This window comes from Undibacterium sp. YM2, assembly GCF_009937975.1.
Classification (GTDB): Bacteria; Pseudomonadota; Gammaproteobacteria; order Burkholderiales; family Burkholderiaceae_D; genus Undibacterium.
In genome coordinates this window covers 4,680,540-4,692,399 of sequence record NZ_AP018441.1, presented here as the reverse complement: position 1 = coordinate 4,692,399, position 11,860 = coordinate 4,680,540, and the positions used below count along the sequence as shown (strand labels likewise).

Annotated in this window: 10 protein-coding genes and 5 tRNA genes; 8 read left to right on the top strand and 7 right to left on the bottom strand. The window is 54.8% G+C overall.

Annotated features, from left to right (window positions below; translation table 11 throughout):
* Positions 1-119: 119 nt before the first annotated feature.
* From UNDYM_RS21445 to zigA, 5 genes are read right to left on the bottom strand one after another with little or no spacing between them, the layout of a single operon-like run.
* A complete protein-coding gene (locus UNDYM_RS21445) occupies positions 120-815 on the bottom strand; it encodes a DUF3299 domain-containing protein (RefSeq protein WP_232063561.1) in 696 nt (231 codons plus the stop codon).
* A 16-nt stretch (positions 816-831) separates the two neighbouring features.
* A complete protein-coding gene (locus tag UNDYM_RS21440) occupies positions 832-2,118 on the bottom strand; it encodes an ABC transporter permease (RefSeq protein WP_162042875.1) in 1,287 nt (428 codons plus the stop codon).
* Positions 2,118-2,837, bottom strand: coding sequence for an ABC transporter ATP-binding protein (locus UNDYM_RS21435; protein ID WP_162042874.1), 720 nt, complete (start codon positions 2,835-2,837; stop codon positions 2,118-2,120). Before UNDYM_RS21435 ends, UNDYM_RS21440 begins: the two co-directional genes overlap by 1 nt.
* A complete protein-coding gene (locus tag UNDYM_RS21430) occupies positions 2,837-3,352 on the bottom strand; it encodes a DUF2796 domain-containing protein (RefSeq protein ID WP_162042873.1) in 516 nt (171 codons plus the stop codon). Before UNDYM_RS21430 ends, UNDYM_RS21435 begins: the two co-directional genes overlap by 1 nt.
* Positions 3,349-4,611, bottom strand: a complete 1,263-nt coding sequence (zigA, locus tag UNDYM_RS21425; RefSeq protein WP_162042872.1) for a zinc metallochaperone GTPase ZigA — start codon at positions 4,609-4,611, stop codon at positions 3,349-3,351. Before zigA ends, UNDYM_RS21430 begins: the two co-directional genes overlap by 4 nt.
* A gap of 989 nt (positions 4,612-5,600) precedes the next feature.
* On the opposite strand from zigA, the gene UNDYM_RS21420 reads away from it, so the two are divergent.
* Positions 5,601-6,467: a DUF4375 domain-containing protein gene (locus UNDYM_RS21420; protein WP_162042871.1), complete on the top strand. Its 867-nt coding sequence runs from the start codon at positions 5,601-5,603 to the stop codon at positions 6,465-6,467.
* Between the two features lie 153 nt (positions 6,468-6,620).
* Here UNDYM_RS21420 and UNDYM_RS21415 read toward each other — a convergent pair whose 3' ends face one another.
* Positions 6,621-7,487, bottom strand: a complete 867-nt coding sequence (locus tag UNDYM_RS21415; protein ID WP_162042870.1) for an oxidoreductase — start codon at positions 7,485-7,487, stop codon at positions 6,621-6,623.
* A gap of 175 nt (positions 7,488-7,662) precedes the next feature.
* Between UNDYM_RS21415 and UNDYM_RS21410 the strand changes: the two genes are divergently transcribed.
* Positions 7,663-8,619 carry a LysR family transcriptional regulator gene (locus tag UNDYM_RS21410; protein WP_162042869.1) on the top strand — a complete coding sequence of 319 codons (957 nt, stop codon included), beginning with the start codon at positions 7,663-7,665 and terminating at the stop codon, positions 8,617-8,619.
* 139 nt (positions 8,620-8,758) lie between these two features.
* Here UNDYM_RS21410 and UNDYM_RS21405 read toward each other — a convergent pair whose 3' ends face one another.
* Complete coding sequence (locus tag UNDYM_RS21405; protein WP_162042868.1) at positions 8,759-10,420, bottom strand: FAD-binding protein; 1,662 nt, start codon at positions 10,418-10,420, stop codon at positions 8,759-8,761.
* Between the two features lie 406 nt (positions 10,421-10,826).
* Between UNDYM_RS21405 and UNDYM_RS21400 the strand changes: the two genes are divergently transcribed.
* From UNDYM_RS21400 to UNDYM_RS21375, 6 genes are all read left to right on the top strand, one after another.
* Entirely contained in the window at positions 10,827-11,072 is a 246-nt protein-coding gene (locus tag UNDYM_RS21400; protein WP_162042867.1) for a hypothetical protein, read from the top strand.
* 116 nt (positions 11,073-11,188) lie between these two features.
* Positions 11,189-11,265 (top strand) — tRNA-Pro (locus UNDYM_RS21395).
* A gap of 131 nt (positions 11,266-11,396) precedes the next feature.
* A tRNA-His gene (locus UNDYM_RS21390) sits at positions 11,397-11,471 on the top strand.
* Between the two features lie 23 nt (positions 11,472-11,494).
* Positions 11,495-11,579 (top strand) — tRNA-Leu (locus UNDYM_RS21385).
* Positions 11,580-11,586: 7 nt separating this feature from the next.
* Positions 11,587-11,661 (top strand) — tRNA-Gln (locus tag UNDYM_RS21380).
* A gap of 24 nt (positions 11,662-11,685) precedes the next feature.
* Positions 11,686-11,762: transfer RNA gene (locus UNDYM_RS21375), tRNA-Pro, on the top strand.
* Positions 11,763-11,860: the final 98 nt, after the last annotated feature.

Below are 11,860 nucleotides of genomic sequence, written 5' to 3'. Positions count from 1 at the left end.
AGCCCAACACTCGGCGTTTAAATGACGTATACGTTTGCTGAGGCCCAGTGTTGGGCTGGTAAACCGTAGCCCAACCTACGCTCCGACCCAATTTACGCTCGCTTGACCTGCGAGCTAAACTACTTCGGATAAACATAAGCCTCCACCTTCACCCCCTTGAGGCGATACCCCGCACTACCCATGGACGTATCACTACGCGTCGTCTCCAGCACACCGCTGACCCATACCGCATCCATCATCTGTATCTTCGCAGGCTTGTCGAGCACCACGTCGATGATCTGGTTCGCAGGTGGTGGCGGGGTGTGGATGCAGCCACCGAAGTAGGGGACTAGCAAAAATTCGCGCAGCTTGCCGCGTTCGCCATCCAGCGGCACGATGAAGCCGGGTATCCTGATGCGCGTGCCGTTGAGGCTGGCTTCGACTGGTGCCTTGTCCCAGGCTTCGCGCATGGTTTGCAGGGCGGCCATGGCGCGTGGGTCGCCATCGTTGAGGAAATTCATGTCCAGGTTCTTGAAGTCCTTGCTCGGGTCCCAGTTCTTGGGGATCAGGGCTTCCCAGCGGATTTCCTTATAGCTGTCGCTGGCGACAGGCGTGGCTGCTGGTTTGATGGTCGACGCTGGCGCCGGTGTTGCTGATGCTGATGCCGATGCTGCCGCAGCCTTGTTTTGCGGCAGCCTGTCCCCTACCTTGTATTGCCCGCTGGCCTGTGCAGACCCGGCAGACATCAGCAGCCAGGCAGTCAGCATGAATAAAATACAGCAGGCGCTGCCCAGCCAGAACTGGTAAGCAAAGCGGGATTGATGTTTTGGTTTCATCGTTGTTCTCTCATTTCTACAGGCGCGGTGTCAAACCATCCGCCAGTGAATTACGGTAAGCCAGCCATGCCGGCACCAGGCTGGTCAGCATGCCCATCAGTACCACCATACCTAGCAGCGGGATTTCTGTCGCATTGACGAGACCGGGTTTGATGAGTATGCCGTAATGCATCTGTACCCAGTCCTTGCCCGCCAGCGTCAGTACATCAAGCAAGAGCAGGCCGCTGATGGCCCCTGCAATGGTCAGGCCCAGGCTCTCAAACATCAGCATCAAAAACAAATGACCAGGCCCGGCACCGGCAGAGCGCAAAATCGCCAGCTCACGCCTGCGCTCATTAAGGCTGGCCAGCATCACCGCCAGCAAGCCTGCACTGCCAAGTACCACCAGCAGGGACGACATCGCCAGCAAGACCCGTTCAATGATGCTGATGACTTGCCACAACTGATCCAGCGCCACGCCTGGCAGCACGGCCAGCAAGGCATCTCCATTTTTAGTGTTGATTTGCCTTTGCAAGCGAAACACCATGCTGCGCTTGTGCAGGCCCACCAGCACGGCAGTGATTTCTTTTGGCTGCAAATCAAACTTGCGCGCATGCTCGGCGGCGATAGAAAATCCAGGTACAGGCGCACCGCCCTGCCAGTCAAGATGGATAGCCTGCATGGCTTGCAGGCTGATATGCACGCTGCTATCGACCGGTGTGCCCGTGCGTGCCAGCACACCCACTACCTTGAAAGGTTTGTCGGCATGCTCAGCCAATGCAGCATCGCCAGTACCATGACTGAGGGTGATTTTTGTGCCGACCTGATAGCCGAGGTTGTCTGCCACATCCGCCCCAATGACGGCGTCAAACAAATGATCTGCATCCCCGGCAAAAGCCTGCCCCGCCCGCAGTTGCAGGCCTTGCGCATCACCATAGCGAAAACGGCTGAAATAATCTGGCGTGGTACCCACCACCGCAAAGCCGCGATGCGAGTCACCCAGCGACAGCGGCACAGCCCAGGCCACCGCCGGGTCATGCAGCAAATCCTGGTAACTTTGCCAGGCAATATTATTGGTCGCCGCACCGATACGAAACACCGCATACAGCATCAGTTGCACCGGGCTGGTACGCGCACCCACGACCAGGTCAGTGCCGGAGATGGCATGCGAAAAACCCTCACGCGCATCATTGCGCAGCCGCTCAACTGCCAGCAACAGGCAGACCGACAGGCTAATGACAAACAGCATCAGGCCCAGCGTCAGGCGGCGGTTCCAGGCGCTTTTGCCGGCCAGCCGCAAGAAATAGAATAACTGCGAAAACATCAGTGCTGCTCCACGCGGTTAATTTTTTGCAAGTCCAGCTCGCGGTTAAACTGGCTGGCCAGCCTGTGGTCATGGCTGACAAATAACAGGCTGCTGCCATGGCTGGCGCATTGCTGCAAAATGAGCGCGATAAAATCTTTTTGTCTGTCCGCATCCAGTGCCGATGTAGGTTCATCAGCGATGATGATTTCTGGCTGGCCTATCAGCGCACGCGCTGCCGCCACCCGCTGTTGCTGGCCTATGCTCAGTCCTGTGACATGGCGCTGGTAGAGGTTGGCATCCAGCCCCAGGGTATCCAGCAAAGCCACTGCCGCCTCGCGCGGGCTGCCATGCGCTGCACTGGCACGTTGCTGCCGCCGCACCGAGAGGCGGCAAGGCAGCAAGACATTTTCCAGCATAGACAGATAAGGAATGAGGTTGAACTGCTGAAAAATAAATCCCGCATGATCCACCCGCAAACGGTCACGCGCTGCACCAGACAAGGCACCCAGGTCACTACCCAGTACCGTGACCTGTCCGCGCTGCGGCGTGATGATGCCACCCGCCAGCGACAACAGCGTGCTCTTGCCACTGCCACTGGGGCCGTACAGGAACACGCTTTCACCCTTGCTGATGCTGAAGTTTTCTATGTCCAGACAAGCTGCCTGCCCGGCCTGCCAGCGAAACTGTACGTTGCTCAGGCTCAGTGCAGTGCTGCTGCCTTTTTCCATTGCTGACATCACCATGCCAGCATGCGTTGTTTTGGTGTCAGTGTTGCTGCCACCTGCCCACGCGCACCTGCCATTTGCGCATCGACCTTGTGTATCGCAGGGAAGGCATCAAACAAACTCAGTTGCAGCGACTTTAATGCGGCGACTTTGGTGCAGGCATATTCGTATTCGGCGTGCAGGTTTGCATGTTCATCCTTGGCTGTACTGGTAGCTTGTAAAACAGGCGCAACCACTTTCACCGTGGTTAGCTGGCAGTCTGCATCGCCATTGAGCTTCAATAAGGTATCCGGCTTTTGCATGAGATCAAGCAAAGCCTTGGCGGCCTGCTTTTGCTTGTCCGTGCGCGGCGCATGTTCAAAGCCCAGCAGGTTATCCAGAGGGCTGTCAAATTCCAGCGTCAGCCTGTTGCCATCCTGCGCCAGCAAGACAGTCGCGCTGCCGTGTACATGGGCTTCGTGGGCGCTGCTGTTGATTGCTATCGTTTGCAATGCAGTGAGCAGGGTCAGGGGGATCAGTTTGTTCATACTAAAGCCTCCACGTGTGCTGTGATTGCGTCGCTGGCTTCCTCGTCTTCGCCATCATCCGTTTCCATCCACGATGGGAAAGGGTCGTCATAGTTGATCCAGCTTGCTGGCCCTTGCGCCATTTCTGCATTCGTCAGCAGACAGGCATCCAGCGTCGCCTCTATTGCAGCCTGATCCATGTCCACACCAATGAACACCAGCTCCTGGCGACGGTCGCCGTGGGGTTCTATGCATTTGCTTAAAATATGCTGCTGGTAATCTGCATCCTGCGGCCACTCTGCCTTGTTGACGGCAGACCACCACAAGCCTGCTTCATGGTGACGGCAAATGCCGCCCGCCTGCGACCACTCACCCGCGATATCCATGCGCGTCGCCAGCCAGAAATAGCCTTTTGACCGCACCACACCCGCAAAGCCCTGGTGTATGCAAGACCAGAAACGCTGCGGGTGAAACGGCCTGCGCGCGCGGTAGGCAAAGCTGCGTATGCCGTATTCTTCACTCTCAGGCACGTGCTCGCCGCGCAGTTCTTTCAGCCAGCCCGGTGCGGCAGATGCCTGTTCAAAATTGAAACGACCTGTGTTCAATATCCGCTCCAGCGGCACATTCGAAAAACTGCAAGGCACGATATCTGCACGCGGGTTCAGCGCCTGCAATATCTGGCTCAGTCGCTCAAACTCGGCAGCACTGACCATGTCAGCCTTGTTGAGCACGATGACATCGCAAAACTCTATCTGCTCGACCAGCAGGTCAACCACAGTGCGTTCATCCTCTTCACCCATGGAAGTGCCGCGCTGGTTAAGGCTGTCGCCCGAGGCATAGTCGCGCAAGAAGTTATAGGCATCCACCACCGTGACCATGGTGTCCAGCCGCGCAATATCAGAAAGGCTGCGGCCTTCTTCATCACGGAAAGTAAAGGTCTCGGCCACGGGCATGGGTTCAGATATGCCGGTAGATTCTATGAGCAGGTAATCAAAGCGCTGCTCATTCGCGAGCCGCTGGATTTCTATCAGCAAGTCCTCCCGCAGGGTGCAGCAAATGCAGCCATTGCTCATCTCCACCAGCTTTTCATCCGCCCGCGATAACTCGGCCCCGCCTTGCCGCACCAGCTCAGCATCGATGTTCACCTCGGACATATCATTGACAATCACAGCCACCCGCTTGCCTTCACGGTTGTTGAGGATGTGATTGAGCAGGGTGGTTTTACCTGCACCCAAAAAGCCGGAGAGTACGGTGACGGGCAAGAGCGTGGGGTTGGGCATGATGGGTCCTGTGTCTGGGTTTGCGGTAGGTGGCAGATGTGTGACTGAGTCTTGATAGGGATGGCACCAGGCCAGGCGCTTCCAATGGCAGAAGTGCGACGTATCAATTCCCGTCTTTATCTTTAAATGCAACTTTGTTGCATTACCGGTTTAAAAAAAACAGACTGAAATCAGTCTGTGCTTATCTTTGTGTATCTCAATTTTCCAGCTATGAGCAACGCCTGCAAAGGCGTGCGTGCAGCTCAGCACCTCAAGCAAACAGGAAGCATCCACCATGCATCTGGCACGCACATGGCTTGTTATCTCAAGCCTATTTGCAACACAATTGCATTTTTCAGGATCATAAAGTAATTCAAATTATTTTGCAACAGTGTTGCAATAGCTTTAAATGTAAATGAATGAGGGGGTAAGGGCATTGTAGTGATGCTTCTTGCTACTGTAGCGTCGGATGCATGATGCTCCAAGATTTCTTGATACGGTGTTCAATCAAAAACGTTGAACTTTTCGTGGGAGCGGCTTCAGCCGCGAACAAGTGCTTCCATTGGCCGCATACGCTGGCCTTTAATCAACGTCGTGATGTAGGGCGCATTGCAATGCGCCGCATGTGTCTCACAACACGCTTGGAAAATAATCTGTGCCGTGCACGACGTTCACATACGGCGCATTGCAATGCACCTCCCTTTCCGCATATCGTCACAAAATTTCTTGATATGGTGTGCAATCGAAAAGTGGCAAGCTCTTCGCAGGAGAGGCTTCAGCTTACGCCACGCGTCCGGAAGCACATGTCTGCTGACACTCCAGGACGTTCAGACTTGCATGATTTGGATCGGTGGGGTGATGTTGGACTGAAATGAACGCTTACATATCAACCCTGTCATAACGCTGTTGGCGAACCGCATACTCAGGTATAAAATGCGCGCTCATCGTCAATAGCTAATTTTCAGAATCGTACAAGTTCTGGCTGGACGGTATTGCAAAGGAAAGGTCACATGAAACAAGCCGAAGCCCATCTGCGCGACTGGTTCAAAGCCAACATCAAAGGCGCGCTGCCATCCGGCACGATACGCTGCAAACTCGATAGCGGATTCATCGGGTATTCCGGCTCGATCACCTCGGGCGAGCAGGATCGCGTCAAGACCGATATCTACAATTTCACTTCCGACACGCAAGAAGATGAAGGCAGCTTCAGCCAATTGATGGAGGCACTATGGGATGCATCGCGTTCCGAGCCGCTAGGCCCGCTTTACCACTGCAACATCGACGTGTTGCCTGAAGGTGGCATACAACTGCACTATTTTTGGGAAGGCACGCCATTTTCATCTGTCCGGGAATTGGAAACTGATTCCCGGCGCTCGGCGCCTTCATTCGTGTACCGGCGCCGCTACGATGCTGCGCTTATCGCCCAAATCAAGGACTATGAACTCGATGACGGCTTGTATTTCTTTATCCCTGCCCGTGTCGAAGCCGGCAAGCCAATATCGGAACCGATGCTGGAAATCTACGCCACACTGGACTGGCAAGGGGATGTTAACAATGGCGCCATGAACCAGTATTTCGCACGTGCGCAAAGCGACACGTCTGGCATCGAACGCGCCCACCTGTACGGCCCGACTTATCGTGGCCTGCAACGCATCGGTCACGAAGCAGGAGCTGCCTTGTATGCGGAATCGATTGCCTTATATGCGCATTTCTACGACCGGGTGGAACAAGCCCGGGACGCGCTCGGCATCGCCGCGCTACCGAAGACCGAACAGACAGATATTATGAGCCGCTATTATGCGATCAACGATTCAATTGAATCGGCGCGACAGGCCTACATCCGTGCGCATATCGCCGAGCTTGAGCAAGAAGAATGATGTTATGCGAATGAGGTCGTCAGTGCAGTAGGGCGCATTACAATGCGCCCTACGATTATCCGTTTTGCCAAGATTGCCGCATTATCTTTGACATTAAATAATGATAGCCGGTTTAAGACGGATATTGACCTGACGCTGGTTACTCATTTGCTTTTACATATTATTCAACGCCACCAATGCCGCCTCATCAAGTTGCAGTGCACCCGCTGCGACATTGTCTTGCAGATGGGCCACTGACGAAGTACCAGGGATGACGAGGATATTAGGTGCACGTTGCAGCAGCCACGCCAGTGCCACTTGCATGGGCTGGGCTTGCAGTCTTGCTGCCACCTGCGTCAACACGTCCGACTGCAAAGGTGTAAATCCGCCGAGCGGGAAAAACGGTACATAGGCGATACCCTGTGCAGCCAGTGTATCGATCATGGCGTCGTCACCGCGATACGCCAGGTTGTACTGGTTTTGTACGCAGACAATGTCAGTGATCTGCTGCGCTTCTGTCAGTTGCTGCATATCGACATTGCTGAGCCCTATGTGGCGGATCAGGCCTTCTTGTTTCAGGCGCAGCATGGTATCCAGTGCTGAGGCGAGTGATGAGCCGTCCGGGCCAGCTACACCAGGTGCACGCAGGTTGACTACGTCCAGCGCTTCCAGCCGCAGGTTGCGCAGGTTGTCGTGGACGGCGTCACGCAATTCCTGGGCAGATGCTGCGGGCAGCCATGACTGATCTTCGCCACGCTTGAAACCTATCTTGGTGACGATGGTCAGCCCATCGCGGTAGGGATGCAGCGCTTCGCAGATGATCTGGTTGGTCACATGCGGCCCATAAAAATCCGAGGTATCGATATGGTTGATGCCCAGCTCTATGGCTGCACGCAACACTGCCACGGCAGCAGCGCGGTCTTTGGGTGGGCCCCATACATGCGGGCCAGCAAGTTGCATGGCACCGTAGCCCATGCGATTGAATGCAATGTCGCAATGCGCAGGTGTGAACTGGTCGCGGGAGGGGGAATAAGTGCTCATAAAAACTCCAGGGTGATGGTTGACAGGTTTGCCAGGCCCCTGTTTTGCGCTCATTTAGCGTTCATTGCGTGGTGGGGCAGGGCATGGAGACATCATAGCGAGAGTCTTACTGTGTGATAATCAGGGCAATTCCGCACGGCTTGTACGATATTCCGCACAATGGAGCATTCCAACCATGACCACAGACTTGCATTCCCTGGCTGACCTGTCCACCTTTGCGCTGGTCGTGCAGCATCGCGGCTTCCGCCAGGCTGCGCGTGCCAGCGGGCAATCCGCTTCGGCACTGAGCGAGTCAGTTAGGCGGCTGGAAAGCCAGCTAGGCATACGGCTGCTATTGCGCACGACCCGCAGCGTCACGCCAACCGAGGCCGGTGCGCTATTGCTGAGCCGCCTGCAACCCGCACTCAACGATGTTGCCAGTGCACTGGATGTGCTCAACGATTTGCGCGACAGCCCGCGCGGCACCTTGCGACTCAATGTGCCAGTCAGTGCGGTGCTTTTTTTCCTGCAACCCATCGTCGATCAATTCATGCGCAAATACCCGGATATCCTGCTCGACATCGTCATCGACAATAATTTTGTCGATGTCGTGGCAAGCGGGTGTGATGCTGGCATACGTTATGGTGAACGGCTGGAACAAGACATGATCGCCGTCCCCATCGGCCCGCTGACCCAACGTTTTGCTGTCGCTGCTGCACCTGCCTATCTCGCCAGGCGGGGCATACCTGAGCACCCGCGTGATTTGTTGCAGCATGCCTGCCTGCGTGGAAAATTTCTTAGCGGTGCTATTTTTCCGTGGGAGTTTGAGCGCGATGGGCAAAAATTAAGCCTAGACCCCAGCGGCCCCCTGATCGTCACGCCCACCGTGATGGATCTGGCAGTCAATGCAGCGGTGGCTGGCCATGGCGTCATCTATCTGTTTGAAGAATGGCTTGCTCCCTACATGGCATCGGGGCAGTTGCAGCCCATATTGCAGGATTGGTGGCTGAGTTTTCCAGGGCCGTTTTTATATTATTCAGGGCGGCGACACCTGCCTGCACCCTTGCGTGCATTTGTGGATTTTATTCGTGCGCCAGATGGTGCTGGCCAGGGTTCTGCTGCGGCTGTTCAGAAAAAGAAAATTGCCAGATAGCCTGGATATTGCATGAAGATATGCGTGCGAGTATCTTGATATCGCTGCGTATAGCATGCGTACGATTACGCGATGCTAATCGTACCTACATTCCCCATTTCCCACCATCGCCGTGACGTAGGGCGCATTGCAATGAGCCCTACGTCACCGCTACGCTTATCCCTTTCGCGGACATCGCCCCGAATATCATTACAACGGCAGCATCACTCCCCATCAGCCTCGCCACATAAGCATTCACAAACATCCCGGTAGGGTCACAACTCTGGCGGTAATCATCAAAGGCCTGCACGCGCTCTGCTCGGCGGTTGCGTAACTGCTTCAGAAATGCCGGGTTGAAGGGCTGAGTGCCGGTACCCGGCCCGGTGGTGGGATCATAGAAACCATACATCTTGCCATTGTGAGGCCAGCCACCGAGGGCGACCCATTCGCTCTCGACTTCGGCAAAAAAATTCAGCAGCTTGGTCGGGTAGTCGAGACCGCTCTTGTCTTCGTGCACGGCGACAAAGGCGATCAGGTCAAGGTTGACGAAGTAGGCGTCGGTGTTGGTAGTGTAGGTGCCTGCCATGGCGGTGTTGCCACCCTTGATGAAGCGAAATTCCATCGGTGCAGCGATGTGAAAGTTGCTGCTCTTGTTGACCTTGTCACTGATGGATTTCAGAGCACCCCAGACTGTGGATAAACTTTCTGGGCCCAGGTCAGGCAGCTCGATAAAGTAAGACATGAAAATGACCCTGGCGGCATCACCCAGCCACAGGTCAGAATTCTTTTGCGCAGCGGCCTTGACCTCACCCTTGATGACGGATATCGCCGTCGAAGTGATCAGGGCTGCTGCTGCGGTACCGACGATGGGCGCATCAAAGCTTTGCGCATAGATGGCGGCGTCTTCGGCGATTTTTTCAGCGAAAGGCAGATAGGGGGCACCGAATTCATTTTTTTGTGCGAGCTGGCAGGCATCTGTCGTGGGTTCTGCCACGGGGGCTACACCTGAGCCGCTTTCTACATTCCACCATGCTGCCGTGAAGTTGCTGGTGCCGGTCAGTGCATAGGGGTTGAAGAAGGTTTCTACCCTGGATTTGGAGGCCAGCAGGGCAGACAGGCCAGCACCGAAATTGGCGGCATTCTCCCACACAAAGTCACTGATGCCTGCAGCCAGACAATTGGCAAAAGGGCGCGGCAAGACGCTGATGGTAACGGCAGTCACGATACCCAGGCTGCCCAGTGACACGCGGGCAAATTGCAGTGGTGACCATGCACCCACCTTGGGTGTGCTGGCGTCGATGGTATTGACGATGCCGCTGGGCCCCATGATGGCAAAGGCGCTCACGGTCTCGGCAAAGATAGGTGCCTGCACGGTCGCACCATGCACATCCACCGCTGTCATGCCACCAAGGCTGAAGAAGCCACCGGCGGTCACGGTTTCGAGCATCAGTTTGTTTTGCGTCAGGAAGGCATCAAGCTCATCTTCACGCACGCCAGTGTTCACGGTAACGCTCTTGCCATCGCTGCTGATTTGCATGCGCTGGTCACCTTCGCGGCCCAGGTCTGCATAGCAGGACAGATCAAGGATAACGACGCCACTCGCAGGCGTCTCGCTGCTGGCCACCAGCGGGGTTTGTGAATGGCGCTGGCCGGACACACGCAGTTGTTTGTTTTGTGCAGCGGCTGTACTGACAATTGCTTGTAATTCTGCGCGCGTGCGTGGCGTGTAGTAATAATTATCGCCCTGGTAAAACAGGTTCTGGCTCCAGTTCTGCCAGAGTGGCGAGGCGGGCTTGGTGTTGTCTGTGCTGGTTTGTGGCATGGATTACTCCGGTGGGGAATGCAAGGGAGGATGTTTTTGCTCCTTCCCCTTGAAGGGGAGGGGACTAAAACTTCACACTCGCGATTGGCATCTGTAAGTCAAGCGCATGTGTGATGCTAAAAATTCTGTCCAGTTACACTAAACTTCAAGCAGAAAAAAATATTTTGATGTAATTTACTCTAGCATAAATTTCAATAAAATAAGCCTTTTTCATAGTGTGGACATGCACACATCCGCTGCTTAATTTCCTGCCGAAATGCCCACCTGTTGCAAAAATATATCAATTAATTGAATAAATTCGTCATGCCATGCTTGTTTTATTTAAAAACCTATGGCAAGATACATCCATCGAATACAGCAACACCCACTTGAATACCAACATCAATTTTAAAGAACAGGACCTATTGTGAACGCAACGCTACTCCAACAACTGCACCAGAACCTGCGCCTCGTTGCGCAGGGCATGGCACAGGCTGGCGCAGCGCTGCTGGATGCAGCATCGCTCCCATCCCATTTGGCCACTGACCTGCAGTCGCAGCCAGCACTGCCAACATTGCCCAGCCCGCTCTTCGCCTTGCCCTTGCATCATCTGGGCGCATGCGTGCAGCTCAACATCCGGGGGGAAACCCCACAGGCAAGCCTCACCAGTTAATGGTCAGGCCACCTGTAGCGACAAGCCCGGATGCGATTAACGCACCGGGCTTTTTAGTTTTATACCGCAGAATTTTTAGCCTGATTGCAGATCGCAGCAGGCATTAACAGTCATATCGGAGTGTGGCGCAGCCTGGTAGCGCAACTGCTTTGGGAGCAGAAGGTCCGAGGTTCAAATCCTCGCACTCCGACCAGTTTGAACGTTGCATCGTTCCGTAGAGGGCGTCGTAGTAAACGGCGTTCTCTACATCCTGAATTTGCGAAGTCATCGCAGACTCAGGATAGCGAACGAATGACAATGAAAGAGAAATCAGCCTGCTTTGGGGTGGCCATAGCTTAACGGTGAAAGTCGCGGATTGTGATTCCGCTTATCCCGGTTCGATTCCGGGTGGTCACCCCAAAGCAGGTTGAAGAATGAATGAAGCGCATGTGGTGGAATTGGAATACACGCTGGCCTCAGAAGTCAGTGCCGAAAGGATTGAGGGTTCAAGTCCCTCCGTGCGCACCAGTTATATAGGGGATTAGCCAAGAGGCCAGGCACCGGAATTTGAATCCGGCATACCAAGGTTCGAATCCTTGATCCCCTTCCAGTATTAAGTAGTGAAAAGTTTTTTCGGAGTGTAGCGCAGCCTGGTAGCGCAGCTGCTTTGGGAGCAGAAGGTCCGGGGTTCAAATCCTCGCACTCCGACCAGTTTGAGTCTTGCATGATTTTGTAGGGTGCGCCGTGCGCACCATCGCTGATTAACGAAACGTGTGTGATGGTGCGCACGGCGCACCCTACGAGACCAG